Raw genomic sequence first — 26,771 nt, 5'->3', positions numbered from 1 at the left:
AAGCGACTTTGAGGGGTTCTAAAGGGAATTGCGGACAGGTGACTTTTGAGGGGTCGCTATATTTTGTATAGCCCGGCAATCAAGCCAAGCTATATCTCACGGAACACCCCATGAACTTCGAACAACTGCAACAAGACTTCACCGCCGCCACACTCGAGCAGTACGTGCGCTTCTGGCACGCGCAGTCCGACCGGAAGGACACACCGCTGGAAACGCTCATCCGCGATTACGCATCCACCGACTATTCTGCCTTCGACCTCATCCTGTGCATGCTGAGCGAGGCATGGGGAGACATTGACTACCCTGAAGATGACATCGTCGCGGTTACTTTCGCGGAGTTTGCTAAGTGGGACCCGGACTACTCGAGCTACTTCGGCTGCCGCGTCATCGAGTGGGAGCGCACCGGCAACCGTGAGGTACAGTGGGGCCATGGGGACGAGTACCTGTGGTCCACAGTGGAAGACGTGATAAAAGCCGTTTCGCGTGAAGACGAGGCGCCCGATTGGTGGGATGACAGCTGGACCGACTACGAATGCTGGGACTGGCGCGGCCAGAACTTCCTCAAACTTGAAGACCTGCCGGCCTGTGACCCGAGGCACCCGGACTTTGTAGAAGAAGAAACAGAAGCCTGACACCAAGCCCCGCGCAACGCGGGGCTTTTCGCGCCCTATTTTTACTGTACAAAATTCGAAAAGTACAGTAATTATGGGGCTAGTTCGGCTGGGAGCCGCGCAGCGCCGAGCGCTGCGGAAAAACGGGCATGCAAAGAGGCGTCTGGCTACAATTATTCGCATCAAATAATAGACGGACACTGAGAGGTCTCATGAAAGCGCCCGACGATTTTCCCTGGAAAAACCCCCTGCTGAGCGGCTCGCAGCCGAAACTTGCTGGCAGAATGATTAACGGTCGCTTTGTTGTGGGTGAGACTGAGGAAGAGCGCGACGAGCGGTGGGAGTACTTAGAAGACCCAGCTCAGCAGCTCGTTACGGCAGCGCTAAAAGACGTGGAAAAGTACCCTGAAAATCCGCATGAGAAAACACTGCGGCGCGTTCGAAGCGCTGTTGCAGACGAAGATTGGGTTGAAGGGCGCGCGGAAATGGACTGGCTAGTAGAGCGCCTACGCGTACTGCTCGGGTGGTAGCCTGGCAAAATACACTGGGACAGGCGAAGCGCTTAGCGCTGCGGGAAAAACGCCCTGTAAAACTGAGACGGCTTCCCGCTTTTACTGTCACGCGACAGCAGGTCCACGTGCTCGGTCACGTACTGCTTCGGGTAGTACCAGGCCTCCGCCTTGTCATCAAGAAGATTCGCGGCTATGTAGCCATGAACCTCAGCGCGCTCATGCGCGCCCTTGTTCACAGTCCACGACGAACGCCCATTGCGGTGATACGAAGCCGACTTGATATCAAGGCTGACTGCCGGCAGTGTCGTGGTTCCACTGAAAACAAGGTCAGGCTCGTTCGACGGCACCCACTCAAGCGGCGGCGACAGTTTGACGGTGCGGTCACCCTCCGCTCGCAAGGCTCTACCTATCACTGCTTCGCCGAGACACCCGTTGGCCCACGTCGCGGCTTGCGTCGCTTCGTCGCCGCGGTGGCGGTCTTCGCGGTGCCCCCATGGGTCGTCGGACTCTTCATTAAAAAGACGTCGGTCCTCGGCCATGAGGGTCGCGCGCTTGCGGTCAATGTCCAGCACCGGTACTGACGCTAGGAAAATGGGTTCGGTGGGATTGGAAGCAGCTGCGGCGCGAATGGCGGCGATGAGAGAGGCTGGATTTGCTGACAAGGAAAGGCATCAGGTGCGGTTGATGCAAAGTGTATTTCGCCCGATTTATCGCTCTTAGCATAACGTTAAGATAACGACGCTATGCTGGCGTCCGTTGTTTCACGAATTTCGCGCTAATTCTCCTCTGCCGCCAACCCATTGATAGCAAAACATAATCGGCCGTTTTTCAAGACAAAAACCGCGAATGTTTCACGCCCAGAATGCTGATAACAAAGCGAGGCGCAGGCCTTTAACTTAACGCGTTATGCAACAAGGCATCCCGCCATCGATGTGCGACTGTAGCGGAGTGAACCTCGGAAATTGAGTCGCCGTACCGGCTATCCCTAAGCCCCCTTTTCAATCGTTTGCCAATGGCAGGTTCTGGAGCCTTGCAAGGATGATGTCTTTCATGCCCCGCGGCGCAGGCAGTTCGTCAAGCAACTTGGGCCAAGTGTCTTTTGCCGCAGCAACTGCCGACTTGACTGCAGCGGTCGCTATGCGCTCGGCCACACCCGCTGCGCGCGCCATCAATCTGTAGTCTCCGAGTGTTTGTGTCCGTTGGGCCCGGTCAATCGTCATGTTGGTGCCGTATGTTGAGAAACCTGGTAGCGCCGCTACGCAAACAATATCGTAGGCCGGCGCGAGTTCAGGGCGCATTTCCTCGGCATGGAGCAAGGAGTGGTTTTTTAGATGGGCATCGCTGTTGCCAATTAGCGTGTTCACCGCGTGACGCACGAAAAACTCTCGAACGTCCTTTACGCCGCGCGGGCTCAACTCTTTGAGCAACCGCAAGAAGACTTGGTATTGCTCCGCCTTCCCGTGTTTGGCGATGGGCATGAGCCCAAGCACCTGACACCCGTCTTCGACGTGAATGCGTTGGTTGTCGCGCCGGTCATAACGTTCGACCGCGAGAAACGAGGTAGCGGTGCCCGCCATCGTCTCAAGCCCCTCGATATCGATGGCTGACAAAGGCATGGGCTCGCAAGTGGCGACGTTGACGCCCGCCGCCTTGGCGAGTTGCATGGCAACGAATTCGTTGAACACCTGCGAGTCGTCGTTGCGCGCAGGAAGCTTTGCAATCAGGTCAGAAAGCTTCCTATGTCCCGGCATGATGTACCGCTTGCCCTTGTGTACGGTCGACAGCGCGAGCTTGTTCTGCACACCGGAAATCGAGGCCGCACCCTCGGTAGCACCTTCGGTCATGCTCATTTCGACATTGTCGGCGCCACCCGTCGCGCCAAAGGTGCGCGCGTACTCCGGAATGCTATGCGGGTCCTCCGGCGGTTGAATGACCACCGCGCCCTGTAATTCGTCACCAGCCGCGGCCAGAACGCCAAAGTCGTCCCGGTCCTCAGGGTTGTGCCGGGTCGCCTCGAGACGCTTCCGAAGTTCGCTTTCCGGAAGAAGACCGGCAAAGAACGGAGGCAACTTTCCGCCGGTGTTGTAGAGGGCTGGGTGGAATGCATTTGAGAAAATCTCGGCCGCAATGGCCGGAACACCGGGAATGGCCATCGAGAGCGTGAGAGTCGGCTGACCGCCAGCTGCCTTAAATGATTCCGAGGGCACGAACCGGCAGTTTCCTCCGAGCTCGCACAGATAGCCGCAAATTCGGTCGTACAGCCAGACTTCCAGGTAGCGAGGACGAGCGGCGACACTCACTGCCGGCCTTTCAAGAACAACTCTGCAGCGCTCTTGGCCTCAAGGTCGGGACCAGTGCCCTTTCCTGCCAGTACCTGTCGGACCACCGGCATATGCTCCTTCGGAACAAGCACCCACTCCGCGTCCAGCCCTGCGGCCAGTGCGTCGAGTGTTGAACCTCGGGCATCGTGCCTACCGGCCAGCGTTGCGGACAGATTCGAGCGCGCGATGCCTAGTAATTCAGCGAGCTCTTTCGCCGATACTGCGCGCGTTGCCAGTAATGCTTTGATTTGAGCCATGAATGACATGTCATACTTTTAGTCATCTTAATATGACAAATCATACACGCTTGATGAGCAGAGGTCTCGGGGATTGGCGGCAATAAGCACTTCGCCGAGTGCGTCAATGTGTGGGAGCAGTCGCGCGATGCGCTCTTTATTCATCAAGGTCGCGGTGTAACGACAGCTGCCGCTTGTGAACACGACGATTGACGCTATCACGGGTACGCCATGCGCGTCTGGCGGGAGGTCGATGACAACAACCGAAGCGTCGGATTTCGAAACAGGCAGCGCCTGCGGCGTGTCAACAGGAACGGGGGTCGGAGTGCTGCGTTTGCGTAGGGCATGGGTTTGCGGAACTGGAAACGGAGCCTCGGGTAGCACGCCGCTTTATGCCGACCTAGTGATTCATCCGGGCGGCCGCCTAGTGATTCGCCTGGTCTTTGCTGGAAGTTTCGGCGACTTCGAGCGCAGAAACATCCTGTTTTTGCGCACACCCTAAAAATAAATACATCATTAAATCAATACCTTGCACCTAAAATCAGGGTCTAAAACTGGGTCACCCTATCGCCGCTAGATAAACGCACGCTCGTTCGTTTCTGTATAGAAACAGATTAGGTACATTGAGTTTGGACGTCAAAATCAGCCGTTTTTGAGGAGAAAACCAGCAGATTTCCTTCGATTTTGACGTCCAAACCACCCCAACTCGCACCGATTTTGACGTCCAAACCGGTCACCCTGCTGCCAGTTCGAACCTCTCCACCATCGCCACAGCTGCTTCCAGGACCGACTGCAAACCCGCCGCATCGTCGCTAGTAAAGTCCGCATCGCCTAAACCCGCTGCTGTTATCAAAGCTGCGACGCGTTCGTTGCCATTGGCAACGCTTGCAGCATCCACCCTCTTGCGGTCAGCGAAGTCTTCATCTGGCGGCAGGCTGAGTGGCCCAAACAATTCACCGAGTGCTGCGCCGATAAGATTTACTGCGAGTTCGCGTGCGGGTGCGTGCATGAGAGAGTGAAAGCAAGGTTGTGCTTCTTATAGCAACCGCCACTAAACGGCTTAGACAGCGTCATGCTCCTCGTCATTGAATGTGACTAAAGACAAAGTAGCGTTGGGATAAGCAAGGCATACCTCAACGAGTTGCAAAAGGTATTCGCCGATTTGTCCGTCCTTATTAAACTTCCAAGCGTAAAAGACGCTTATACCGCACTCGGTGCATGGCTTGCACGACAGCTCCTCCTTAAGTCGCAGCAATGACCCCCAAGCCGGACCCGCCTCCGACTTACCTATGGTGTGCACACCGGACACTATCGTCGGACTGCCGCATCCCGTATCCATCATTGCATACGACATTAGCTTTAATCCCATAACAATCCTCGAAAAATCTTACTGGGCATGCCGCGCGGCACCTATTAGATGCACAGCGCAACTAAGTCTGTAGTCCGAAACGTATAACAAAACTATGCTAGCATGAGCTGATTGCGATTAACGCAGGAGCGTCCCGTGGATTACGAGGAGCAGTTGCGCGATGCCCGCGACACAGCACTGACGCCGTCGACTCGCGTGCACGCGGCGTACGACGCCATTTTCATTTGCTGTCAGCAACCAGGCGTGGCAGCTCGGTTGAGCGCAGACGACGCTGCGCTTGTCAACACGCTGCGCGAATGGGTTCTGAACACAGCGCCGCTCGAGCCATTGCCCATCTCGCCAAGCGAAGCGGTGGCGCTCGCGGAGCGTGTTCACAGAACACTGAGCTAGATATGAGTCACACCCTGACTGTCGCCGAAGTGGCAACACTGCTAAACGTCACCCCGCGGTACGTGCTGCAGCTGATTGCTGACAGCAAACTGCGCGCAACCACGGGCACTGATGGCAGACGAGCGGTAGACCGCGATGACGCTGAGGCCTACCGCTTGCAAGCAAAGGAGCGGGGCCGCAAAGCCCTAGAAGAACTCTGTCGAGTCACGCAAAAAGCCGACGCTTATAAAAAGCAAGAATGAGCACTATCCCGACACCACCGCCTCCAATACCGCCGCCCGTGCAAACGGGCGGCCTGATTCTTTATCTTGATTACGACGGCGTTTTGCACCCTGAAAACGTGCACATGCGCACGGGCCGCGGTCCATACATTGAATCGCCGGAAGGACATTCCTTGTTCGAGCACGCAGAACTGCTCGAGCGCGTGCTGCTGCCATACCCTGACGTGCGCATTGTTTTGAGTACATCGTGGGTTCGTGTGTACAAGAGCGTCGCTCGAGTTGCGCGCCGACTGACGCCGGAACTTCGCGAGCGCGTCGTTGGCGCCACATTTCACGCCTCGATGGAACAGGAGTCGTTTCGTCAAGCGCCGCGTGGACTACAAATATGGAGCGATGTCTTGCGCCGCAAACCGGACGACTGGCTCGCCGTGGATGATGATTATCTGCATTGGCCGACATGGTGCCGTGACAAGCTTGTCCGCACGCACGAAATTCTTGGCATCAGTGCCCCCACGGTACTCGCTGAGCTGCGAGCAAAGTTGGCTGCAATGCACGGAGAGTAACAATGACAGTGTCTATGTACCACAACGTCGATAGCCTTGCGCCCAGTGCGCGCCGTTGGCGACGTCGAGCTGTGCGGCGTGGAGATTTCTTGCCTGCCGCGGCGTTCTGTCGGCAAAGGGGTGTGTCGCCAACACAGCTGCAGCGCATGACGCACCAGGGGGATGTCTTTGCCGTCGAGATTGCTCGCAATCAGTACTACCCTGCGGTGCTTGCAAGCGCACGTGGTGTCCATTTGTCGCGCCTGAATCGCATCTGCAGACGCATGCGCACGCTCCCGGTGTGGCTCAGGTACGACCCGCTGAGAACAAAGAAGGGCTCCCTCGGGGGCAAGACGATACTGCAGTTGCTCAGCCGCGGCGCCGGCTACCGGCGCGCTCGCCGGTACGTACAAGCGATTGTTGCCGACAACGAATTTGAACGGCTTGTTCGCGCGCGGTTGAGGTCAGTGCCTTTTGCCGTCCAGGTCGACCCGGAGAGCCTGTAGTCCCACACCTATTTACCGCATCTTGGATGAGATTTGATGACTCTGTTAGCAATGGTTTTCTACGCCGGCGAGTACTGCGGCGACATGAGCACGCTGACGCATATTTGCGACATCGACGGCGACATCACGCGCCATGGCGAAGAGCCCATTACAACATTAGAAGAAGCCTGCATAACGCTAGAGATGTGCACAAAACGGTATGACACGCCGGTGCTCGAGGGCTCTGCACTCACCGTTTTCATTGGCCGCAAAGTGCGCGGCCTGACGACGCCGCTCGCGCGACTCGATGTTCTGCTTCAGGGCGGTTATGCGCAGCCTTGGCTTGATTTCCTTGACGGGCGACGTGTCGCCCTGGAGCCGATTGCTATCAGACGCGACGGCTCTGCTACGTACGACGGCGTGGGCGTCATAGTTCGCGAAATCCTGGCGAAGCGCCTCCGCCGCGGTTAGCGTTCAGATGCGTATTGAAGACAAAATCGTGCGCTCAATCCGACGGCGCAAGGGTGTCGTTGTGCTGCGGTCAGAACTCGAACGGATTGGAAGCAAAGCGCAGGTGGGTCGTGTGCTCGCAAAGCTTGTGAGTGAGGGCAAGCTTGTGCGTGTTAGCAAAGGCGTTTACGCAAAGACGCGTGTCAACAAATTCACTGGGAAACTTGCACCCGCGGGCACTTTTGAAAGCATCGCGGCCGAGACGTTCCGCAAACTGGGCATTGATATCAAGCCAGGGCGCGCTGCGCGTGACTACAACGAGGGCAAGACAACGCAGATTCCGATGGACAGCGTCGTGTGCACCGGCAAGCGACGCATCAAGCGGCGCGTACAAGTCGGCACGCGAGTCGTGACGTACGAACGTTAAGTCACAGGTCGTCGGGGTCAACTCTGACTGCACGCGACACTGACTGCAAACGCTCGCTGAGCAGTCGCTCCTCATCGCTCGCTACGGTTTGTATTGCCCGCACAAGAACGTCTCCGTTTGGCGACACCACCCACTCCAGGCGTGCACCCGACTTAACGCCAAGTGCCGCTCGCACTGACGCAGGAATGGTCGTTTGGCCTTTCGCGCCGATTTTCGATTCAGCCACGGGTGTCAACCGGGTATGTGTCAACGTCAACCGTGTCGGCCGATATACGGTCGACCGCGGATAAGTCGGCCTATCCCAAGCCCGACAAGCGCTGCGCATACTGGCACCACGAGCAACGGCAAGTTTTCACTCAGAACCTGTCCCCAGTCTATTTGTGACCAATGCATATGCCCTCCCCATTTCTGTCCCTCTATTTTGCACTAAAGATTTCGGAAGGCACGCCGTTATCCAACGTGCCGGCATATGCCGACCGGGCATCGATGCCCGTGGATGCTTTACATGAGGAACAACTGAATGAACGCACTTAGTCGCAACGCGGTGGCGATGGCAACAGCAATGTGCCGCGACGCATACGGCAACAAAATGTCGGGGCAAGACGCACGCAGCCTCGGGTTCATGGCCGCAGCTATCAAGTTGCTGACCGCAGTGAGCGAGCACGCAGAAGCTAAGGGAGATGTTCGAGCTGAAGCTGCCCTCAAGGCCGTAATGACGGAAGCATTCAACGAAACCGAAAGCTTGCCGGTATTTGACCCCGCATTGGTGGCAGAAGGCACGGCCCGCTACCAGAAGATGGGGCTGTCGCCAGCCGGCGTCCTGAATTCGGTCGACGCCTCGGAACTGGAGGCATCGTGAGCAAGGAAGAGCGGTTCGTCGAAATGAGCGACGCCGAAAAGGAAGTGGCGCGGCTGACGCTCATCTCAGCGCAAGACTTGGTAGCAAAAGGCGACATGCGCGGCTACGCGCGACTGCTCGCTGAAGCTGCAGAGCTGGCACAACTCGCGATAGCCCAGCGAAGCTGATTCTGGAGCATAAGAAGTCAGCGTGGGGGTCATCGACGTTGATGACCCCTTTTTTGTTTTCAACGCCGATAAACTACGCGCACGACACACTCGCGGGGAATTCGATGCCGGACGGGGTAATCACAATCGGTGCTGCAGTCATTGCTGCCAGCGGTGCGCTCGCTGTCGCCTACGCGAGCAATTTTCTCGCAGAGCAATACAGACGGCACCTTGATAGCACGAGTTGGGCGGCAGCTCTGGCTGGCGAACTCGAATCGCATGCATCGGCGTTTAAACTATTGAAGGCGAGTCTGCACGGGTTGGTGTTTACCGTGAAGAAGAAAGAGCCCCTCCCCCTGTACAGCATGCCAATGCCGACAGACCCTATGTTTGATAGCAATCCAGCGAAGGTAGGTGTGCTTGGGCCGGAACTAGCCGGCGAGTGTGCTTATGCCTATGAGCAGTTGCGCGCTTTCCGGACCGGGATGCACGTGCTGGCCGAGCATCACGAGAAGATGGACCCGGACCGTATCGTCCTTCGGCTGCAATATCTGTTGCAGGTCATTGAGCGCAATGAAGGTCGACTGAGCGCACTGATACAAGCGTTGTATGCGTACTCCGGCGTGCCCTTTGTGAACACACAGGCAATGGGCTGGTGGCGCAAGCTGCGACAAGTCTCCAAACGTCCGGCCTGACGCAGGCCGGCGTAGGCCGTTCATTCCGCAGTCGCCTGCCCGACGATAAATTTCGCGACAGTGTTGAAGGCTTCGCGAAGGTCGTCAACATCGTTGACGATATAACCGGATGTCACGGCCGCATTGTCATCGGTCTTCATCAGACTGTGTGTCAGCATGCGCCCGACGAGCACGGTGTTGTTCAGCAACCTATGCGCGAGCGTGGAAAACGTGCGACGCAGGTCATGGGGCGACACGTGAATACCCGTTGCGCTAAAAAGCCCCTCAAGCGTGCCACGAATGCTAGTGAGCGGCTTTTCCGGGTGACGCGGACTACCGAGCACCCATGGTGAGCCGCCGCGCGCTGCATAGCGAGGGACGAACACGGTTTCGAAAACATAGTCTGGGATAGGCATCCAAAAATACCGTTTAGACTTATTGCCACGCTCATCTGCAGGCACGTAGTACGTCCGGTCCGCCATATTCACATTTTCCCAGCGCAGTTGAGCAATCACGGAGCTGCGCAGTGCAGTGAACAGCGCGATAAGCATGAAGTCGCGCTGTGCAGGCTGAGCCTGCGTGTGCAGCCAACCCCAGAAAATCTTGAGCTGCTTGCGCGGAATGATGCGCTGCTTCGGTTGGCTCTTGTTGTAAAGGCCAACCGCTTTGGACTTCAACTCCCGCAGGGGATTGACCCGGGCATTGCCGTAATGTGCTGCATATAGCGCGTGCGCGAGGCGTGCGCTCGTTTTTGCAGAAGCGATACCGTGCTTCGACATGAGGTGGAGGTATTTACGAGCCCACCACTCACCTCCGAGTTCATCGACGTTTCGGTCAGCAATGTTCTCAAATTCGGGGTCGTGCGTACGCTCGAGGTCAGCCAGCTCCTGCTCCAGCCTCTGTACCAACTTTGTTCCGTTCTTTCTGTTAGGCTCGTCCGCCAGGCGTGTACGCCACTCCTCCAGCTCGCGCCTCTTTTCGGCCACTTCCGTTTCATAAGCCGCATCGAGCCGTTTGAGTGAGTCCGCGTACCCATCAAGTGTCGTGTCGCTCAACTCAGTCCGCAAGCCGATGTACTTTTTATAGACGTCACGCAGTGTCCAGATTTTCACCGGCAGAGGCGCAACACCCTTGCGCTCATCGCGCGCAAGGTCGCGAATCTCCTCGGCCTTCCTGCGTGCGTCCTTCATTAACATCTCGGACACCAAGGCGAACGCCTCTTTCGGCTTCTTTCCGTTCGCATCCGTATATCGCGCCACCCAGCTCCGGGTAACATCCCCTTTCTTGTTGGGCCGCATCACCCGACAGTAAAATCCTGCATCCAGTTCGTGCCGGTAATCAATGCTGGTACGTTTGCCGCCCGCCGGAGGTGGCATGAGTGTCAGCGCGTCGGTGTGAGTCCGGAAGGTCACGCCTTCGGCAGAGTCGGTTTCAGGTATCGTGTCGGTGGATGCCATGGAGCGTATGCTGAGCAGAATGTGGAAAATGTTTTCCGCTATTTTCCTCCTTTTTTATACGCAATAAAAGATTTGACGGATGTTTTCCACTTTTCACGTCAGTGCGTAGTTGCAGGTTAGGCACGATACACGAGACAAGTTATTGATTTAAAACGTAATGACCCTGAACGAAGACACTATCACCGACACAGCAAAACACACCCCCATGATGCAGCAGTATCTCCGCATCAAGGCGGATCATCCCGGCACGCTGGTGTTCTACCGGATGGGCGACTTCTACGAGCTCTTTTTCGAAGACGCGGAAAAAGCCGCGCGTCTGCTCGATCTGACACTCACGCAGCGTGGCGCGTCGGCGGGCAATCCGATCAAGATGGCCGGCGTGCCGCACCACGCGGTCGAACAGTACCTCGCCAAGCTCGTGAAGCTCGGCGAATCCGTCGCGATTTGCGAACAGATCGGCGACCCGGCTACGTCGAAGGGCCCGGTCGAGCGCAAAGTGGTACGCGTGGTCACGCCGGGCACACTCACGGACGCCGCGCTCCTCTCGGATAAGAACGATGTCTACTTGCTGGCCATGTGCGTCGCGCACAATCGGCGTGGCGTCGCGACCAGTGTCGGCCTGGCATGGCTGAATCTGGCAAGCGGCGCGTTGCGCCTCGCCGAAGTCGCGCCCGACCAGGTGGCAGCCGCGCTGGAGCGCATTCGTCCGGCGGAAATTCTGGTGGCCGACACGCCCAGCGACTCGGCGAGCTGGACACCGCCGGTCAATGCGGGCGCCCTCACCCGCGTGCCGGTCTGGCACTTCGACATCACCTCGGGCACGCAGCGCTTGTGCGACCAACTGGAAGTGGCCGGCCTCGACGGCTTCGGCGCGCATTCGCTGACCTGCGCATGCGGCGCGGCCGGTGCGTTGCTTCTGTATGCCGCCGCCACGCAAGGCCAGCAATTGCGTCACGTGCGCAGCCTGAAGGTGGAGTATGAATCCGAATATATCGGCCTCGACCCCGCCACGCGCCGCAACCTCGAACTGACTGAAACGCTGCGCGGCACCGAGTCGCCCACGCTATGTTCGCTTCTCGATACCTGCTGCACGACCATGGGCAGCCGTCTGCTGCGTCATTGGCTGCATCATCCGCCGCGCGAATCGGCGGTGGCGCAGGCGCGTCAGCAGGCAATCGGCGCATTGCTCGACGCGCCGCCGGGCGCCGGCGTCGACGCGTTGCGCGGCGCGTTGCGGCAAATCTCGGATATCGAGCGGATCACCGGGCGTCTCGCGCTGCTCTCAGCGCGGCCTCGCGATCTGTCGAGTCTGCGCGATACGTTTATCGCGTTGCCCGAATTGCGCGCGCAGCTCGCCGCCGTTTCGCCGAATGCTGATTCGCTCGCGCGCATCGACGCCTCGCTCGAACCGCCGCAAGCCTGCGTCGAACTGCTCAAGCGCGCGGTCGCCGAGGAGCCCTCGGCCATGGTGCGCGACGGCGGCGTGATCGCGCGCGGCTACGATCCGGAACTGGACGAGTTGCGAGATATTTCGGAGAACTGCGGGCAGTTCCTGATCGACCTCGAAACTCGCGAGCGCGCACGCACGGGCATCGGCAATCTGCGCGTCGAGTACAACAAGGTGCACGGCTTCTATATCGAAGTCACGCGCGGCCAGACCGACAAGGTGCCGGACGACTATCGCCGCCGCCAGACGCTGAAGAACGCAGAGCGCTACATCACGCCGGAGCTGAAAACGTTCGAGGACAAAGCGCTGTCCGCACAGGAACGCGCGCTCGCCCGCGAACGCTCGCTCTATGACGCGTTGCTGCAGGCGCTGCTGCCTTTTATCCCCGACTGCCAGCGCGTCGCTTCGGCGCTCGCCGAACTCGATCTTCTGGCGGCCTTCGGCGAGCGCGCCCGCGCGCTCGATTGGGTCGCGCCCACGTTCTCGCCGGACGCGGGCATTGAAATCGAGCAGGGACGGCATCCGGTTGTCGAGGCGCAGGTCGAACAGTTCATTGCCAACGACTGCACGCTCACGCCCGAGCGCAAACTGCTGCTGATCACCGGCCCGAACATGGGCGGTAAGTCCACTTTCATGCGGCAGACCGCGCTGATCGCGCTGCTCGCTTACGTGGGCAGCTATGTGCCGGCGCGGCGCGCCGCCTTCGGCCCGATCGACCGTATCTTCACGCGTATCGGCGCTGCGGACGACCTGGCCGGCGGCCGTTCCACCTTCATGGTCGAGATGACCGAAGCCGCCGCGATCCTGAACGACGCCACGCCGCAAAGTCTCGTGCTGATGGACGAGATCGGCCGCGGCACTTCAACGTTCGACGGGCTCGCGCTGGCGTGGGCCATCGCGCGGCATCTGCTTGCGCACAACGGCTGCCATACGCTCTTTGCCACCCACTACTTCGAACTGACGCAGCTGCCGGCCGAGTTTCCGCAGGCGGCCAACGTACACCTGTCGGCGGTCGAGCATGGGCACGGCATCGTGTTCCTGCACGCGGTCAGCGAAGGTCCGGCGAATCAGAGCTACGGTCTGCAGGTCGCGCAACTCGCCGGCGTGCCGAACGCGGTGATTCGCGCGGCGCGCAAGCATCTTGCGCATCTCGAACAGCAATCGGCCGCGCAACCCGCGCCACAACTCGATCTGTTCGCCGCCCCCATGCCGATGCTGCTCGAAGACGCGGATGACGAGCGCGAGTCGGACGCGGCGCAGGCTGTATCGCCTGCCATGCAGGCGCTTGTGGAGCGTTTGCGCGGCATCGATCCGAACGATCTGCGGCCGCGCGAAGCACTCGATCTGCTGTACGAATTGCATGAACTGGCCGCCGCGCCGGATGCGGATCATTGACGCACACAGGCGCCCGCAGCGTCCGCGCAAACTTCGCGCGGCGCTGACTCTCGCCCTCACGCTCTCGGGCAGCGGCGTGCTGAACGCGGGACTCTTCGCGGGGCTGTCTGCGGTGATGTCAGTGGGATTAGTGGCGGGGTTATCGGCCTACGCGCCAGCGGCCTACGCGCCAGCGGCCTACGCCGACCCGCCGCGCTACACGTTCGCGGTCATCGCCAACACGATGCAAAGCGCGGCCGACGAAGCACCGACGCAGCGGCTGATCGACGCGATCAGCCGCGAGCGCGACATGTCGTTCATCGTGTACGACGGCAATCTGAAGGGCGCCAAAGAGGCCTGCCGCGATGCGCTCTACGAACGTCGCCACGCGTTGCTGGAAGCGTCGCGACCCGCCCTCTTCTTCATTCCCGGCCAGCATGACTGGGCCGATTGCGGCACGGCCGAGGCCGGCGGCTTCGACCCGGTCGAACGGCTCGATCAGTTGCGTCAGACACTCTTCAGCGACGCCACGTCGATGGGCCAGAACCCGATCGCGTTGACGCGTGAAAGCGAAGTCTCGCGCTTTCGCCCGTATCGTGAGAACGTGCGCTGGCAAGTGGGCGATACGGTGTTCGTCGGCCTGAACGCGCCGAGTCCGAACAATCACTATCTCACTGCCGGCGGGCGCAACGGTGAATTCGAAGATCGCGTGATCGCCAATGCGTTCTGGCTGGAACACGCCGGCGAATATGCGAAACGCCGCGACGCGCGCGCAATTGTCGTGTTCATTCAAGGCGACCCGGACCCTGAACGTTACGAACGGCCCGACCGTTTCGCATGGCTGCGTTTTGCGCGCAATACCCGCCGCGACGGCTTCCTGGAATTCAAGCGCAGCCTCGTCAAGCTCGCGCAGATTTTCCGCGGGCCAGTGCTGGTGATTCATTGCGACGACGAACGTGCGAGCGCCGGCTTCGTCATCGATCAGCCGCTACGCAATGACAAGGGAATGCTCGTGACGAATCTCACGCGTGTCGCGCTCGCGCCGCATGATCGTCTCAATCAGTGGATTCAGGTGGAAGCGGATCTCGGCAGAAAACCGCCGTTCCGCGTAAGTGTGCGCGACGTGCCGAAGCAGATGCCGATGCCCACGGCGCAGCCTGTTATGCCACGCGACGAACCTGCCGCATCCATGCCGGCTGTACCCGCGCTCGGACCCGCATCGGAATTGCCGCCGCTGTTGCAATCGCCCGGGGACTCGCAACTGGATCAGCAGCCGCGCATACCGGCCGATCAGGGCGGTGGTGGATATGGGCCGGCGACCTCGACCCCGCCCGCCTCCGCTACGCAGCCGCGCACGCCGGGCGCTTCTTCAAGCATGCCCGGCGTGCCCGCCAGTTCAGTGCAGCGTGGGCCCTGACTTGTCCTCTTCGTCGTCCTCGTCATCGTCGAGGACTTCGAGGCCGTCGGCACCGTGCGCGTGTTCGTGCTGGATTTCGTCCTCAGTCGCCGGGCGCACGTCTTTCACGGTCAACGCAAAACGCAGCGCCATGCCGGCGAGCGGATGGTTGCCGTCGAGCACGACTTTGTCTTCCGCGACGTCGGTCACCACGTAGACGAGCGAGTCGAGGTCCTCGTCGCCTTCTTCGGGTGTGCCTTCGAATTGCATGCCGACTTCGAGCGGTTCCGGGAAGCGATCGCGCGGCTCGATCTTCACGAGATCGGGGTCGTACTCGCCGAACGCGTCTTGCGGCTCGAGCTGGATCTGGGTCTCGAAGCCGGCCTCATGGCCGTCGAGCTCTTCCTCGATCTTGGGGAACGTGCCATCATAGCCGCCGTGCAGATAGACCATCGGCTCGTCGCTTTCCTCGATCAGATTGCCCTGCGCATCCGACAGCTTGTAAGCGACCGACACGACGGTGTTCTTTGCGATTTTCATTCGATTCTCCAGAATACAACTCACATTATACGATGCCCAAGCGGCCCACTGACCACCCGGCCGACGCTGCATCGGCACGGAATTCGTCGCCGGCTTCAAAGCCGGCTCTGTCCGCTCTTCCGGTTCTGCCGCCCGCGCCGGACACGCCTACACCGCTGCTCGGCAATCTGACGCCGTCGCAATTCATGCGCCGCTACTGGCAGAAGAAGCCGCTGCTGATTCGCCAGGCGATCCCGAATGTCGAGGCGCCGCTCTCGCGAGAAGAATTTTTCGAGCTGGCCGATCAGGACGAAGTCGAAGCACGTCTGGTCACGCATTTCCGCAATAAATGGCAGCTGGAGCACGGTCCGTTCGCGCCTGACGAACTGCCTTCGCTGAAGCAGCGCGCATGGACGCTTCTCGTGCAAGGTGTGGATCTCTACGACGATCGCGCGCGCGCCCTGCTCGACCGCTTCCGCTTCGTGCCGGACGCACGTCTGGACGACCTGATGATCTCGTATGCAAGTGACGGTGGCGGCGTAGGCCCCCACTTCGATTCCTACGATGTGTTTCTTTTGCAAGTAAAAGGCAAGCGGCGTTGGCGCATTAGCGCGCAGAAAGATCTGACACTGCAAGCCGGCTTGCCTTTGAAAGTTTTACAGAATTTCCAGGCCGAAGAGGAATGGTTGCTCGAACCGGGCGACATGCTGTACCTGCCGCCGCACATCGCGCACGACGGAGTTGCCGAAGGCGAATGCATGACCTGCTCGATCGGTTTTCGCGCCCCGTCCGCAAACGAATTGACCGCGCAGTTCCTCTATCATCTGGCCGAGCGCGGCGAGTCGTCGGGCAATGCGGGAGCGCTTTACCGTGATCCGCAGCAGCCCGCTGTGGACCGTCCGGCTGAACTGCCGGCGGCGCTCGTTGAAAGGGTTGGCGCAATCCTTGCTGGCATTAAATGGAAAGAGCAGGATATTGCGTCGTTCCTTGGCACGTATCTCAGCGAACCCAAGCCGAGTGTCGTCTTTGATCCGCCGCAAAGGCCGCTTAATGAAGCACGTTTCATCAGTCAGGCTTTGAAGTCAGGTATTCGGCTGGACCGCAAGACCAATTTGTTGTACAACCGCCGTTTTTTCTTCATAAATGGAGAGGAAACGTCATTCGATGGCGCAAAAAAGTGGTTGTTTGACCTCGCCGATCACCGCTGTATGAGTGCGAAACGCTTTGTAACACTCTCACACGATTCGTCGGTGACAGCACGGCTACACGAGTGGTATTGTGCGGGCTGGATACAAGTGGGCGAGCTTGCGTAACTCCGCCTACCTGCTATACCGTACAGTGAAATTTTGTATGAGAAAGACAACGTATTGACCCCGGATTTATGGATTGTCAGTACGAAAGTGCATATAATTTCCGCCCAAGCCGTAGGGAAGATTCCAGCTCGTCAAAAGAGCGTCTCCACCAGCGGCCCAGGTCGGTGTTGGAGCACATTACCGGTTTTATTTTGCGCTGTTGCTTACCTTTAAACCATAAAAGGACGTGATCATGAAGAAATCCCTCCTCGTAGCATCCCTGTTGGCAGCTGTGGCACTGGCTGCATGCAACAAGAGCAACGACCAAGCCGCTGCCCCGGCTAGCGACGCAGCTGCTGCTTCGGCACCGGCTGCTGCAGCTTCGGATTCGGCTGCTGCTGCTTCGGGTGCTGCTGCTGCTGCGAGCGACGCTGCTGCTTCGGCTACGACCGCTGCTTCGGACGCAAGCGCTGCTGCTTCGGACGCTGCTGCTTCGGCTGCTGCTCCGGCTTCGGGCGCAAGCCAGTAAGCTGCTGCATAGGGTTCGCCTCTGGGCGAAAACTGCATCGGGAAATCTTCGCGGTTTCCCGGGCAGTAAAGCAAAACGCCACGGATTCACATCCGTGGCGTTTTGTCATTTAAGCGCCGCTTTTTACAACGGCGCTCATTGATTCCGATTGGCTTATTAACCCGCTGTTTGATTCTCTTCAAAGAACTCGCGCACGACTTCGATCTCACGTGTGCGTTTAAATGGCGGCAGGCTCTGCCAGATACGGCGTCCATACGGTTTATCGACGAGACGCGTGTCGCAGATCATCAGCACGCCTCGATCGGTCTCAGCGCGAATCAGGCGCCCCGCACCCTGCTTCAGCGTAATCACGGCCTGCGGCAACTGATGCACGGCGAACGGGCTCAAGCCTTTCTTGGTCAGCGCGTCGAGACGTGCGGACAGAACAGGATCGTCGGGCGGCGCAAACGGCAGCTTGTCGATCACTACCAGCGACAATGCGTCGCCGCGCACGTCCACCCCTTCCCAGAAGCTCTGACTGCCCACCAGAATCGCGTTGCCGTAAGACCGGAAACGATCCAGCAATTCGGTGCGGCTTGCATCGCCCTGCACGAGCAGCGGATAGTCCCAGCCACGCGCTTCGATCGTGTCGCGCAGCTTGGCTGAGATGCGGTCCACGGCGCGCAGCGTCGTGCACAACATGAAGACGCCGCCGCCCGATGCCTCGATCGCCGGCAACGCGGCGTCGAACACGGCGTCGGTGAACATCGGCGAGGACGGCTGCGGCAAATTGCGCGGCACGTACAGCAGCCCCTGAGTCGGATAATCGAAGGGACTGGGCAACGTCATGGAACGTTTCGCGTTCAGGCCCATTTGCGCGGCGTAGTGCGTGAAATCGCCGCGCACCGACAACGTGGCCGACGTGAAGATCCACGCACGCGGCACGCCGGCGCGCTGCTTCGCAAAGATCGGCGCAACCGACAATGGCGTTTCGTGCAACTGCACGGTATGCGAGAAGACTTCGATCCAGCGCACCTTTTCATTCGGGTCGGCGCGCTCGGCCTTACCGTCGGCCGAAGCGGCGTCGGCGGCCTCGCGCTCGGTCTGCGTGGGCGGCGTAGTCCAGCCGGCGAGCACACCCTGCAGTTCGCGCGCACGGCGCAGACACGCGCCGATCGATTCAGCGCGCTCGGCCTGACCCGCCAGCGCGGACGCGAGCGCGTCGAGTTCGGTTTCGAGCGTTTCGAGCGCGGGGAACAGCGGGTGGTCGTCCGGCAACTGGCCGATCGACAGGCGCACCGAGTCTTCCTTGAACGCGAGCCGGACGTCGCGCGCTGCGCGTTCGAGCGTCGAGCCCAGCGTGACCCAGTCGACCGTTTCACGCGCATGGCCCAAACCTTCGGCCACCGAATCGCGAGCAAGCTCGAGAAACTGCGTGGTCGAAAGCGTCTCGCCGAAAAAGAGCGTCGCCGTTTCGGGCAACTGATGCGCTTCGTCGAAAATGATGGTGTTGGCGGTGGGCAGCAGTTCCGCCATGCCCGTATCGCGCAACATGATGTCGGCGAAAAAGAGATGGTGGTTGACCACCACGATATCCGCCTGCTGCGCCTCGCGGCGCGCCTGCATTACGAAGCAGTCCTTGTAATGCGGACACTCCTGGCCGAGACAGTTTTCGCGCGTCGACGTGACCATCGACCACACCGCCGCCGTTTCGGGCACGCTGGCGAGTTCAGCCTTGTCGCCAGTGCGCGTGATCTTCGCGAAACGCACGATATCCTGCAGATACGAGGTTTCCTGGCGCGACGGCAGACGGCCGTTATCCGCGGTGCGCTGCAGATAGTAGTGGCACAGGTAATTCGCGCGGCCCTTGAGCATGGCGACCGATACCGGCACCGCGAGCGCATCGCGCACGGTCGGAATATCGCGCTGAAAGAGCTGGTCCTGCAGATGCTTCGTGCCGGTGGAGACGATCACCTTGCCGCCCCACAGCATGGCCGGCACGAGATACGCGTAGGTCTTGCCCGTGCCTGTACCCGCTTCGACGATCAGCGTGTTTTCGCTGCCGTCGAGCCCGCCCGATTCGGCGCTCTCCGCAGCCTCGGCGGTGGCGTCCGCGCCCGGTGCCTGCAGACGCCGTGCCGGACGCTTCTGCGCCTCGAACATCGCGGGCTCGGGCATTGCGCGGCCCGACGCTTCCATGGCCGCAGCCACGGCGCGCGACATTTCGATCTGCGACGCCCGCGAGCGGTAGCCGTCGATCTGACGGGCCAGCAAGCCGTTGTCGGCGAAGATCTCGTCCAGTTCAACGACGCGGCGCGGATTCAGCGACGCGCTCAGTGCGGACGCGACAGGACGCGGCGCCGGCGCATTGGCTCCGGCTGCGTCGTCGCCCGGCGTGGCACGGGATGAAGTTTCAAGCGGTGAATTCAAGGCAAGCGTTTCCTGCAAAGTCCGGCTCGCGCGGCGCGCGCCCGGCGCCTGCCAGGCCGCGAACTCAGGCGCGTGCGTCCGGTTCGAGCTGCAACTGCAGCAAGATGATGGTGTCCTTGACTTTGAGTTTGCGCTTTTTCAGGCGCTGCAACTCGAAGTCGTCGATGCCGGGCTCATCCGACATTCGGTCGATCAGGCGATCGAGCCCACTATGCTCCGATTCCAGTTGCAGAATACGGTCGCGAAGTGTGTCCGCGTTGATGACGTGATGTTGATCGCGCATACTCGCCTCCTCTCGTCTACGGAGCGGGCGGCGTGTGCAGCCCGATACCTGAGGTTGCTGTCCGGCTTAAAACGCATTACGGCGACTACGGCCCTGCCACACACGCTCAGGGCCCATTCCAGCACGCTTACTGCTGTTGTTGCTGCTGCTTTTGCTGCTCTTCGAGCTGCTGCTGTTTCAACGCGTCCTGACGTTTCTGCTCGGCTTTCTCCGCCGCCTGCTTCTGACGCGCTTCCACATCGGCCTTGTGCTGCGCCGCGTCGGCCTGCTTCTTCTCGAAGCTCTGCTGCTTCTGCACGCGCTCCTGCGCCTTCTGCGCACCTTGCGCACGCGCCTCGTCGAGCTTGCGTTGGAAGTCGGCCTGCTTCTGATCGTACGCCTGCTGGTTGGCGGCGGCCTGCGACGGGCTGACGCCGCGCTGCGCCTGATCCAGCGCATGCTGACGCTGCTTCTGCTGATAGGCCTGCTCATTCGCGCTGCGCTGCGGCGCCTCGGCGGCGCGCTGCGCCTGATCGAGCTGATGCTGGCGCTGCTTGTCCTGGTATGCCTGCGCGTTGCGCGCGTCTTCGGCGGCGCGTTGCGGCGCGCCCGCTTCTTCCTGGGCACGCTTGAGCGCGGCCTGCTCGTCACGGTCGCGGGCACGCTGCGTGCGCTGCTCACCGTCGAGCGCAAGTTGTTCCTTGCGGATGTCGGCCTGCACCGAGCGCATGCTGTCGCGCGCCTTGTTCAGGCAGTAGTTGACGAAGAACTTGCTGTAGCAGTCGTGTTCCGCGACGCCATAGCGATAGTTGTTCTCCTCCGTGCGCTGATCCAGGACTTTCTGCCGGGCGTCGAAGCCACTGTTCGGCGAGGCCGCATTGCCGGCGCTGTCCGTACCGCCGGCGTTCGTCCCGCCCTGCGCATTCGTGGCGCTCATGGCCCCCACGCCCGACGCAGCGGCCGGGGCGAGCGCGCCCGCGGGCCGCGCGGCGCTGCTGCTTGCCGGCAGCACGGACTGAGCCATCGCCGGAAGGGGCGCGGCCAGCGCGGTGGCGAGAACGCACGACGCACACGACGCGAGCAATACGCCATTAGAAAGGAACGCGGACCTGAACACCGGGCGCGAAGCCGCCACGAGCGAGCCGAGCGGTGAGCGCAACGTACGCGCCGAAAAATGCGGCATGGAACGCAGCACGGAACGCATCAGCGAGCGCGATAAGAAACGCGACGATAAAAACGGCGGCAATGGAGTCAAGCGCGATGCCAAGCGCGGTGTCAAGCGAGAGACCAAGCGGGAGCCCAGGCGGTTGAGGGACAAGGAGATCGGCAACGTCGTAGAGGGTCAGCGGAACATGCCCGAAATTCTATCACCCTGCGGTTGAGCCCTTTTGCATTTATGGCAAAATGCCCCGCTCCAGCAACCTGGTCGCAGCGCGCACGCCCGGCGAGCCCGGACGTGCCCCACGTGCCTCATTTGCCCTAACGTGCCCACATGTGCGGTTAGCGCGCGGCCCCTGAACTGAGTCCGCAGGAACACCAAGACCTTATGACGGAAACCGTAGCACTCAAGATCGTACAGCGCATCGCCGCCGAACTGTCCGTCCAGCCGCGCCAGGTCGCGGCCGCGGTGCAACTTCTCGACGAAGGAGCGACTGTTCCGTTCATCGCCCGCTACCGTAAGGAAGTGACCGACAATCTCGACGACACGCAACTGCGTAACCTCGAGGAACGCCTGCTGTATCTGCGCGAGCTGGAAGACCGGCGCGCCGCGATCATCGCCAGCATCGACGAACAGGGCAAGCTCACCGACGAGCTGCGCGCGGCGATCGAAGGCGCCGACAGCAAGCAGGTGCTGGAAGACCTGTATCTCCCGTACAAGCCTAAGCGCCGCACACGCGCGCAGATCGCTCGTGAAGCCGGCCTGCAGCCGCTCGCCGACGCGCTCCTCGCCAATCCGCTGCTCGACCCGCAAACCGAAGCCGCCGCCTACGTGGACGCCGAAAAAGGCGTCGCCGACGTCAAGGCCGCGCTCGACGGCGCACGCGACATTCTCTCCGAACAGTTCGGCGAAACCGCCGAGTTGCTCGGCAAGCTGCGCGATTACCTGTTCAATCAGGGCGTGGTGTCGTCGAAAGTGGTGGAAGGCAAGGAAAACGCCGAAGAAGAAAAATTCCGCGACTACTACGACTATGCGGAAACCATCCGCACCGTGCCGTCGCATCGCGCGCTGGCGCTGTTCCGCGGCCGCAATGCGGGCGTGCTGATGGTCAAGCTGGGCCTCGGTGAGGAACTCGACGCGCAGGTGCCGCATCCGGGCGAAGCGCTGATCGCGCGCCACTTCGGTATCGCCAATCAGAACCGTCCGGCCGACAAGTGGCTCTCCGACGTGTGCCGCTGGTGCTGGCGCGTGAAGGTACAGCCGCACATCGAAAACGAACTGCTGACCAATCTGCGCGACGAAGCCGAGCACGAAGCGATCCGCGTGTTCGCGCGCAATCTGAAGGACCTGCTGCTGGCCGCGCCCGCCGGACCGAAGGCCGTGATCGGCCTCGACCCGGGCATGCGCACCGGCGTGAAGGTCGCCGTGGTTGACCGAACCGGCAAGGTGCTCGCCACCGACGTGATCTATCCGCACGAGCCGCGCCGCGACTGGGACGGCTCGATCGCGAAACTCGCGCGCCTCTGCGCGCAGACGCAGGCCGAACTGATCAGCATCGGCAACGGCACGGCGTCGCGTGAAACGGACAAGCTTGCGAGCGAACTGATCGCGCGTCATCCGGAATTCAAGCTGCAGAAGATCGTAGTGTCCGAAGCCGGCGCGTCGGTGTACTCCGCCTCCGAACTCGCGGCGAAGGAATTCCCCGACATGGACGTGTCGCTGCGCGGCGCGGTGTCGATCGCGCGCCGTTTGCAGGATCCGCTCGCGGAACTCGTGAAGATCGAACCGAAGGCGATCGGCGTCGGCCAGTATCAGCACGACGTGAACCAGCGCGAACTGGCCCGTTCGCTGGATGCCGTGGTCGAAGACTGCGTAAACGCCGTCGGCGTGGATGCGAACACGGCGTCCGTCGCCCTGCTCGCCCGCGTCTCGGGTCTGAATGCCACGCTGGCGCGCAACATCGTCGATTATCGCGATGCGAACGGACCGTTCCCGTCGCGCGAACATTTGCGCAAGGTGCCGCGTCTGGGCGACAAGACGTTCGAGCAGGCAGCCGGGTTCCTGCGCATCAACAATGGCGAGAATCCGCTCGACCGCTCGTCGGTTCACCCGGAAGCGTATCCGGTCGTCGAACGCATGCTCGCGAAAATCAGCAAGCACGTCGGCGAAGTGCTGGGCAACCGCGACGCGTTGCGCGGCCTGTCGCCCGCGGAATTCGTCGACGATCGTTTCGGCCTGCCGACCGTGCGCGACATTCTGCTCGAACTCGAAAAGCCGGGCCGCGATCCGCGTCCCGAGTTCAAGACGGCGACCTTCCGCGAAGGCGTCGAGAAGGTCAGCGACCTGACGCCGGGTATGGTGCTCGAAGGCGTCGTGACGAACGTGGCGGCGTTCGGCGCGTTCATCGACATCGGCGTGCATCAGGACGGTCTGGTGCACGTATCGGCTATGTCGACGAAGTTTATCAAGGACCCGCACGAAGTCGTCAAGGCCGGCCAGATCGTCAAAGTGAAGGTGCTCGAAGTCGACGTGAAGCGTCAGCGTATTGCGCTGACCATGCGCATGGACGACGAAGTCGGTGCGGCTTCGGCGCGCAGCGGCGGTGGTGCCCAGCAGGATCGCGGCGCGGGTCGCTCAGGCGGCGCACGCGGTGCGCCGCAACAGCGTTCACGTGAACCAGAAGCAGGCGGCGCGATGGCGGCTGCATTCGCCAAGCTCAAGCAGAAGTAAGATCGCTGGTTAAGCGCGTGATTTTTTCATGCGCTTGTAGTGCACGTTGCGCTTGTCGAGCACGGTAAACCGCGGTGCAGAGCACTGCGCAATTTGACTCAGCCGAACATGCGGCACATAAAAAAACCCACGCATTCGCGTGGGTATTTTTTTTTGCCCCGGCATCTGGGGCGTTCATGAATCAACGGCGACCGTCAGATCTCAATCTTCGTCCCCAACTCCACCACCCGGTTGGCCGGAATACTGAAGAAGTCCGTCGGCTTCGCGGCATTCTGGTGCATCCACGCGAACACGCGCTCTCGCCACACCGACATGCCCGGCAACTGCGTCGGCACCACCGTTTCGCGCGCGAGGAAGAACGACGTGTCCATCAATTCAAAAGTCATGTCATGCGTGCGGCCGACTTCGAGCAGCACCGCCTTCACGTCCGGCGTTTCGTTGAAGCCGTAGGCCGCCTTGACGAGATACAGGCCACCGTCGATATCCTTGACCGTCACACGTTCCGCGTCGTTCACGTACGGAATGTCGCGCGTCACGAAGGTCAGGAAAATGGTGCGCTCGTGCAGCACCTTATTGTGCTTCAGGTTGTGCAGCAGACTCACCGGCACGAGCGAATCGCTGCCGGTCAGATAGATCGCCGTGCCCGATACGCGATGCGGCGGATGCGCGAGCAGCCCCTGCAGGAAAGGCATGAGCGGAATACCGTCGGCCGCCGTGCGTTCCTTGACGATCATGCGCCCCTTGTACCAGGTCATCAGCAGGAAGAAAAGCAACGCGCCGATGCCGAGCGGCAGCCAGCCGCCCTCCTCGACCTTCAGCAGATTGGCGCCGAAAAAGCCCAGATCCACCGTCATGAAGACGCCGATGATCAGCGCCACCAGCAGCTTGTTCCAGTTCCACACTTTCACCATCACGACGCAGGCGAGCACCGTGGTGATCACCATGGTGGCCGTCACCGCGATACCGTACGCGGCCGCGAGATTGTCCGAACTCTTGAACGCAATCACGATGCACAGAATGATGAACAGCAGCATCCAGTTCACCACCGGCACATAGATCTGGCCGATCGCCAATTCAGACGTGTGCAGAATCTTCATACGCGGCACGTAGCCGAGCTGGATCGCCTGGCTCGTGAGCGAATAGGCACCGGAAATCACCGCCTGTGAGGCAATCACCGTCGCGACCGTGGACAGCACCACGAGCGGCAGCAACGCCCAGTCCGGCGCGAGCAGGAAGAACGGATTTTCGATCGCTTTCGGATCGTGCATGAGCAGCGCGCCCTGGCCGAAATAGTTCAGCACCAGCGACGGCATCACGAGCACGTACCACGCCATGCGAATCGGCTTCGCGCCGAAGTGGCCCATGTCGGCGTACAAAGCTTCGGCGCCGGTCAGCACCAGCACCACCGAGCCGAGCACCACATAGGCCTGCAGCACGTGCGCGGCCATGAAGCTGTAAGCGTAGTACGGGTTCAGCGCGCGGATCACGTTCGGCGACTGCAGGATGTGCCACAGGCCGAGCGCCGCGAGCACCACGAACCACAGCACCATGATCGGACCGAACAGGCGGCCGACCATGGCCGTGCCGTGCCGCTGAATCCAGAACAGCAATATCAGGATCACGATGGTCAGCGGCAACACCAGATGCGACAGATTTGGCGCCGCAATCTCCAGACCTTCTACGGCCGAGATCACCGAAATGGCCGGCGTGATCACCGCGTCGCCATAGAACATGCAGGCGCCGAAGATGCCGAGCATCATCAGCAAGCCGGCCATTTTCGACTTCTCGTCGAGCGAGCGCAGCGCCAGCGCCATCAGCGCGAGAACACCGCCCTCGCCGTTATTGTCCGCGCGCATCACGAACAACACGTACTTGATGCCGACCACGATCACGATCGCCCAGAACAACAGCGAGATCACGCCCAGAATGGATTGCTCGGTCAGCGGAATGCCGTGGGATGGACTAAAGGCTTCCTTCAGCGAGTACAACGGGCTCGTGCCGATATCGCCGAATACCACTCCGATCGCAGCGATGGCGAGGGAAGGCAGAGGCTGTTTGTGCTCGTGATTGTTATCTGTCATAAACGCGAGGAAATCCGTTCCCTGGGCGAAAAAGCGACCGCTATTCTAAACTGCCCGCCTGACGCCGCCCGGCTTGTTGTGGATACACCACGAGATGGTCCGCGAAGTGTAGCACCGCGATATGGGCGCGTCTGCTGGGCGGGCCGTATTAGCGGCATCGCCGATGCGCAGTTTGCGAAGCACGCGCGCACGGCGCGCACATAAAAAAACGGAGCCCAATGAGCTCCGTTTTGCGAGACAACGCGGGGGACGACGCAACGATTTCGGCGCCGAAGTTCGCATCACTTCTCCGACGACTCCTGCGCTTGCGCCGTGCCACGCTTGATCCATGCGCCGAGGTTGTGCGGACGAACCGTGTCCCATTCCTCGAACGGCTGATGAATCCACGGATTGGTGGGCAGATACTGCACGTGGTAGTCGGGCTTCACCTTCGAGCAGCCCTTGTACCAGAGCACCGCCGAACGCACCGCGGTGATCGCCGGATAACGCTCTTTCAGATGCTGCTGAACACGTGCGAGCGTTACGCCCGAATCCACCAGGTCGTCGACCAGCAGCACGTTGCCGTGCAGTTCGCCACGCGTCATGGTGATGTATTGCGCGATATCGAGTTCGCCCTGCTCCGTGCCGGCCGCTTCACGATACGAACTCGTGGCAAGAATCGCCAGCGGCAGATCGTAAATGCGCGAGAGCTGATCGCCGACGCGCAAACCGCCGCGCGCGAGGCACAGGATCTTGTCGAATTTCCAGCCCGACTCGTGCACCTGCAACGCGAGCATTTCGATCAGCCGGTGATACTCGTCCCAGCCGACCCACAGGTTCTTGTCGTCGTTGCGCGGATCTTTCATCGCAATCATGGGTACACCTTGCACCATG

Annotated in this window: 28 protein-coding genes; 16 read left to right on the top strand and 12 right to left on the bottom strand. The window is 60.6% G+C overall.

The window, feature by feature from the left end; all coding sequences use genetic code 11:
- Positions 1–110: 110 nt before the first annotated feature.
- Both BLW71_RS02855 and BLW71_RS02850 read left to right on the top strand, forming a co-directional pair.
- The gene (locus tag BLW71_RS02855; protein ID WP_091792992.1) at positions 111–632 is read left to right on the top strand and encodes a hypothetical protein; all 522 of its coding nucleotides are present in this window, start codon (positions 111–113) and stop codon (positions 630–632) included.
- A 191-nt stretch (positions 633–823) separates the two neighbouring features.
- Positions 824–1,141, top strand: a complete 318-nt coding sequence (locus tag BLW71_RS02850; protein ID WP_286161916.1) for a hypothetical protein — start codon at positions 824–826, stop codon at positions 1,139–1,141.
- Between the two features lie 32 nt (positions 1,142–1,173).
- On the opposite strand, the gene BLW71_RS02845 is transcribed toward BLW71_RS02850, so the two are convergent.
- The 4 genes from BLW71_RS02845 to BLW71_RS02830 all read right to left on the bottom strand — a co-directional run bounded on the left by BLW71_RS02845 (position 1,174) and on the right by BLW71_RS02830 (position 4,689).
- Positions 1,174–1,785, bottom strand: a complete 612-nt coding sequence (locus tag BLW71_RS02845; protein WP_143048278.1) for a hypothetical protein — start codon at positions 1,783–1,785, stop codon at positions 1,174–1,176.
- A gap of 336 nt (positions 1,786–2,121) precedes the next feature.
- Positions 2,122–3,423, bottom strand: a complete 1,302-nt coding sequence (locus BLW71_RS02840) for a type II toxin-antitoxin system HipA family toxin (protein WP_091792986.1) — start codon at positions 3,421–3,423, stop codon at positions 2,122–2,124.
- Positions 3,420–3,701 (bottom strand): helix-turn-helix domain-containing protein, encoded by a 282-nt coding sequence (locus BLW71_RS02835; RefSeq protein WP_353615879.1) that lies wholly within the window; start codon positions 3,699–3,701, stop codon positions 3,420–3,422. The genes BLW71_RS02840 and BLW71_RS02835 overlap by 4 nt, the downstream gene beginning before the upstream one ends.
- Before the next feature lie 712 nt (positions 3,702–4,413).
- The gene (locus BLW71_RS02830; protein WP_091792982.1) at positions 4,414–4,689 is read right to left on the bottom strand and encodes a hypothetical protein; all 276 of its coding nucleotides are present in this window, start codon (positions 4,687–4,689) and stop codon (positions 4,414–4,416) included.
- 495 nt (positions 4,690–5,184) lie between these two features.
- Between BLW71_RS02830 and BLW71_RS02820 the strand changes: the two genes are divergently transcribed.
- The 5 genes from BLW71_RS02820 to BLW71_RS02795 all read left to right on the top strand — a co-directional run bounded on the left by BLW71_RS02820 (position 5,185) and on the right by BLW71_RS02795 (position 7,564).
- Complete coding sequence (locus BLW71_RS02820; RefSeq protein WP_091792978.1) at positions 5,185–5,439, top strand: hypothetical protein; 255 nt, start codon at positions 5,185–5,187, stop codon at positions 5,437–5,439.
- 2 nt (positions 5,440–5,441) lie between these two features.
- Positions 5,442–5,681 carry an excisionase family DNA-binding protein gene (locus BLW71_RS02815; protein WP_091792976.1) on the top strand — a complete coding sequence of 80 codons (240 nt, stop codon included), beginning with the start codon at positions 5,442–5,444 and terminating at the stop codon, positions 5,679–5,681.
- Positions 5,678–6,223 (top strand): HAD domain-containing protein, encoded by a 546-nt coding sequence (locus tag BLW71_RS02810; RefSeq protein WP_091792974.1) that lies wholly within the window; start codon positions 5,678–5,680, stop codon positions 6,221–6,223. Before BLW71_RS02815 ends, BLW71_RS02810 begins: the two co-directional genes overlap by 4 nt.
- Before the next feature lie 521 nt (positions 6,224–6,744).
- The gene (locus BLW71_RS02800) at positions 6,745–7,158 is read left to right on the top strand and encodes a hypothetical protein (protein WP_091792970.1); all 414 of its coding nucleotides are present in this window, start codon (positions 6,745–6,747) and stop codon (positions 7,156–7,158) included.
- 7 nt (positions 7,159–7,165) lie between these two features.
- The gene (locus tag BLW71_RS02795; RefSeq protein WP_091792968.1) at positions 7,166–7,564 is read left to right on the top strand and encodes a DUF6088 family protein; all 399 of its coding nucleotides are present in this window, start codon (positions 7,166–7,168) and stop codon (positions 7,562–7,564) included.
- Position 7,565: 1 nt separating this feature from the next.
- Here the strand turns inward: BLW71_RS02795 and BLW71_RS02790 are convergent, their stop codons facing one another.
- Positions 7,566–7,889, bottom strand: a complete 324-nt coding sequence (locus BLW71_RS02790) for an AbrB/MazE/SpoVT family DNA-binding domain-containing protein (RefSeq protein ID WP_091792966.1) — start codon at positions 7,887–7,889, stop codon at positions 7,566–7,568.
- Positions 7,890–8,084: 195 nt separating this feature from the next.
- Between BLW71_RS02790 and BLW71_RS02785 the strand changes: the two genes are divergently transcribed.
- From BLW71_RS02785 to BLW71_RS02780, 3 genes are read left to right on the top strand one after another with little or no spacing between them, the layout of a single operon-like run.
- Positions 8,085–8,423: a hypothetical protein gene (locus tag BLW71_RS02785; protein ID WP_091792964.1), complete on the top strand. Its 339-nt coding sequence runs from the start codon at positions 8,085–8,087 to the stop codon at positions 8,421–8,423.
- Complete coding sequence (locus BLW71_RS41510) at positions 8,420–8,590, top strand: hypothetical protein (RefSeq protein WP_177204956.1); 171 nt, start codon at positions 8,420–8,422, stop codon at positions 8,588–8,590. Before BLW71_RS02785 ends, BLW71_RS41510 begins: the two co-directional genes overlap by 4 nt.
- Before the next feature lie 38 nt (positions 8,591–8,628).
- Entirely contained in the window at positions 8,629–9,264 is a 636-nt protein-coding gene (locus BLW71_RS02780) for a hypothetical protein (protein WP_143048277.1), read from the top strand.
- 20 nt (positions 9,265–9,284) lie between these two features.
- On the opposite strand, the gene BLW71_RS02775 is transcribed toward BLW71_RS02780, so the two are convergent.
- Positions 9,285–10,700 (bottom strand): tyrosine-type recombinase/integrase, encoded by a 1,416-nt coding sequence (locus BLW71_RS02775; RefSeq protein WP_091792960.1) that lies wholly within the window; start codon positions 10,698–10,700, stop codon positions 9,285–9,287.
- Between the two features lie 157 nt (positions 10,701–10,857).
- Here BLW71_RS02775 and mutS point away from each other — a divergent pair, with 157 nt between their 5' ends.
- Positions 10,858–13,542: a DNA mismatch repair protein MutS gene (gene mutS / locus BLW71_RS02770; RefSeq protein ID WP_091792958.1), complete on the top strand. Its 2,685-nt coding sequence runs from the start codon at positions 10,858–10,860 to the stop codon at positions 13,540–13,542.
- On the top strand, positions 13,529–14,938 hold the full coding sequence (locus BLW71_RS02765; protein ID WP_091800302.1) for a hypothetical protein: 1,410 nt from the start codon (positions 13,529–13,531) through the stop codon (positions 14,936–14,938). Before mutS ends, BLW71_RS02765 begins: the two co-directional genes overlap by 14 nt.
- Here BLW71_RS02765 and BLW71_RS02760 read toward each other — a convergent pair.
- A complete protein-coding gene (locus tag BLW71_RS02760) occupies positions 14,918–15,457 on the bottom strand; it encodes an FKBP-type peptidyl-prolyl cis-trans isomerase (RefSeq protein ID WP_011488927.1) in 540 nt (179 codons plus the stop codon). The two genes, BLW71_RS02765 and BLW71_RS02760, sit on opposite strands and share 21 nt — an antisense overlap.
- A gap of 32 nt (positions 15,458–15,489) precedes the next feature.
- On the opposite strand from BLW71_RS02760, the gene BLW71_RS02755 reads away from it, so the two are divergent.
- Complete coding sequence (locus BLW71_RS02755; RefSeq protein WP_091792956.1) at positions 15,490–16,749, top strand: cupin domain-containing protein; 1,260 nt, start codon at positions 15,490–15,492, stop codon at positions 16,747–16,749.
- A gap of 232 nt (positions 16,750–16,981) precedes the next feature.
- Positions 16,982–17,257: a hypothetical protein gene (locus BLW71_RS42075; protein WP_091792954.1), complete on the top strand. Its 276-nt coding sequence runs from the start codon at positions 16,982–16,984 to the stop codon at positions 17,255–17,257.
- A 156-nt stretch (positions 17,258–17,413) separates the two neighbouring features.
- Here BLW71_RS42075 and yoaA read toward each other — a convergent pair whose 3' ends face one another.
- From yoaA to BLW71_RS02730, 3 genes are all read right to left on the bottom strand, one after another.
- A complete protein-coding gene (gene yoaA, locus BLW71_RS02740) occupies positions 17,414–19,666 on the bottom strand; it encodes a DNA repair helicase YoaA (RefSeq protein WP_091792952.1) in 2,253 nt (750 codons plus the stop codon).
- A 64-nt stretch (positions 19,667–19,730) separates the two neighbouring features.
- Entirely contained in the window at positions 19,731–19,949 is a 219-nt protein-coding gene (locus tag BLW71_RS02735; protein WP_007181361.1) for a DUF465 domain-containing protein, read from the bottom strand.
- 127 nt (positions 19,950–20,076) lie between these two features.
- The gene (locus BLW71_RS02730) at positions 20,077–21,111 is read right to left on the bottom strand and encodes a hypothetical protein (RefSeq protein ID WP_353615878.1); all 1,035 of its coding nucleotides are present in this window, start codon (positions 21,109–21,111) and stop codon (positions 20,077–20,079) included.
- Between BLW71_RS02730 and BLW71_RS02725 the strand changes: the two genes are divergently transcribed.
- Together BLW71_RS02725 and BLW71_RS02720 are read left to right on the top strand one after the other, a co-directional pair.
- On the top strand, positions 21,110–21,310 hold the full coding sequence (locus tag BLW71_RS02725; RefSeq protein ID WP_091792950.1) for a hypothetical protein: 201 nt from the start codon (positions 21,110–21,112) through the stop codon (positions 21,308–21,310). The genes BLW71_RS02730 and BLW71_RS02725 overlap by 2 nt on opposite strands.
- A gap of 164 nt (positions 21,311–21,474) precedes the next feature.
- The gene (locus BLW71_RS02720) at positions 21,475–23,817 is read left to right on the top strand and encodes a Tex family protein (RefSeq protein WP_091792948.1); all 2,343 of its coding nucleotides are present in this window, start codon (positions 21,475–21,477) and stop codon (positions 23,815–23,817) included.
- 194 nt (positions 23,818–24,011) lie between these two features.
- On the opposite strand, the gene BLW71_RS02715 is transcribed toward BLW71_RS02720, so the two are convergent.
- Together BLW71_RS02715 and BLW71_RS02710 are read right to left on the bottom strand one after the other, a co-directional pair.
- Positions 24,012–25,898 carry a potassium transporter Kup gene (locus BLW71_RS02715; RefSeq protein WP_091792946.1) on the bottom strand — a complete coding sequence of 629 codons (1,887 nt, stop codon included), beginning with the start codon at positions 25,896–25,898 and terminating at the stop codon, positions 24,012–24,014.
- 281 nt (positions 25,899–26,179) lie between these two features.
- Positions 26,180–26,770: a phosphoribosyltransferase gene (locus tag BLW71_RS02710; RefSeq protein WP_091792944.1), complete on the bottom strand. Its 591-nt coding sequence runs from the start codon at positions 26,768–26,770 to the stop codon at positions 26,180–26,182.
- Position 26,771 lies beyond the last annotated feature (1 nt).

Origin of the sequence: Burkholderia sp. WP9, assembly GCF_900104795.1 — a bacterium.
Lineage (GTDB): Bacteria > Pseudomonadota > Gammaproteobacteria > Burkholderiales > Burkholderiaceae > Paraburkholderia.
The sequence above is the reverse complement of the archived record's forward strand: the minus strand, read 5'-3'. Positions and strand labels throughout refer to the sequence as shown.

Coding starts and splice junctions, on each gene's coding strand:
- BLW71_RS02855 (WP_091792992.1), top strand. CDS start 111: ATGAACTTCGAACAACTGCAACAAGACTTCACCGCCGCCACACTCGAG.
- BLW71_RS02850 (WP_286161916.1), top strand. CDS start 824: ATGAAAGCGCCCGACGATTTTCCCTGGAAAAACCCCCTGCTGAGCGGC.
- BLW71_RS02835 (WP_353615879.1), bottom strand. CDS start 3,701: ATGGCTCAAATCAAAGCATTACTGGCAACGCGCGCAGTATCGGCGAAA.
- BLW71_RS02830 (WP_091792982.1), bottom strand. CDS start 4,689: ATGCACGCACCCGCACGCGAACTCGCAGTAAATCTTATCGGCGCAGCA.
- BLW71_RS02815 (WP_091792976.1), top strand. CDS start 5,442: ATGAGTCACACCCTGACTGTCGCCGAAGTGGCAACACTGCTAAACGTC.
- BLW71_RS02810 (WP_091792974.1), top strand. CDS start 5,678: ATGAGCACTATCCCGACACCACCGCCTCCAATACCGCCGCCCGTGCAA.
- BLW71_RS02800 (WP_091792970.1), top strand. CDS start 6,745: ATGACTCTGTTAGCAATGGTTTTCTACGCCGGCGAGTACTGCGGCGAC.
- BLW71_RS02795 (WP_091792968.1), top strand. CDS start 7,166: ATGCGTATTGAAGACAAAATCGTGCGCTCAATCCGACGGCGCAAGGGT.
- BLW71_RS02790 (WP_091792966.1), bottom strand. CDS start 7,889: ATGCGCAGCGCTTGTCGGGCTTGGGATAGGCCGACTTATCCGCGGTCG.
- BLW71_RS02785 (WP_091792964.1), top strand. CDS start 8,085: ATGAACGCACTTAGTCGCAACGCGGTGGCGATGGCAACAGCAATGTGC.
- BLW71_RS02775 (WP_091792960.1), bottom strand. CDS start 10,700: ATGGCATCCACCGACACGATACCTGAAACCGACTCTGCCGAAGGCGTG.
- mutS (WP_091792958.1), top strand. CDS start 10,858: ATGACCCTGAACGAAGACACTATCACCGACACAGCAAAACACACCCCC.
- BLW71_RS02765 (WP_091800302.1), top strand. CDS start 13,529: ATGCGGATCATTGACGCACACAGGCGCCCGCAGCGTCCGCGCAAACTT.
- BLW71_RS02760 (WP_011488927.1), bottom strand. CDS start 15,457: ATGAAAATCGCAAAGAACACCGTCGTGTCGGTCGCTTACAAGCTGTCG.
- BLW71_RS02755 (WP_091792956.1), top strand. CDS start 15,490: ATGCCCAAGCGGCCCACTGACCACCCGGCCGACGCTGCATCGGCACGG.
- BLW71_RS42075 (WP_091792954.1), top strand. CDS start 16,982: ATGAAGAAATCCCTCCTCGTAGCATCCCTGTTGGCAGCTGTGGCACTG.
- BLW71_RS02735 (WP_007181361.1), bottom strand. CDS start 19,949: ATGCGCGATCAACATCACGTCATCAACGCGGACACACTTCGCGACCGT.
- BLW71_RS02725 (WP_091792950.1), top strand. CDS start 21,110: ATGGAACGCAGCACGGAACGCATCAGCGAGCGCGATAAGAAACGCGAC.
- BLW71_RS02730 (WP_353615878.1), bottom strand. CDS start 21,111: ATGCCGCATTTTTCGGCGCGTACGTTGCGCTCACCGCTCGGCTCGCTC.
- BLW71_RS02720 (WP_091792948.1), top strand. CDS start 21,475: ATGACGGAAACCGTAGCACTCAAGATCGTACAGCGCATCGCCGCCGAA.
- BLW71_RS02715 (WP_091792946.1), bottom strand. CDS start 25,898: ATGACAGATAACAATCACGAGCACAAACAGCCTCTGCCTTCCCTCGCC.
- BLW71_RS02710 (WP_091792944.1), bottom strand. CDS start 26,770: ATGGTGCAAGGTGTACCCATGATTGCGATGAAAGATCCGCGCAACGAC.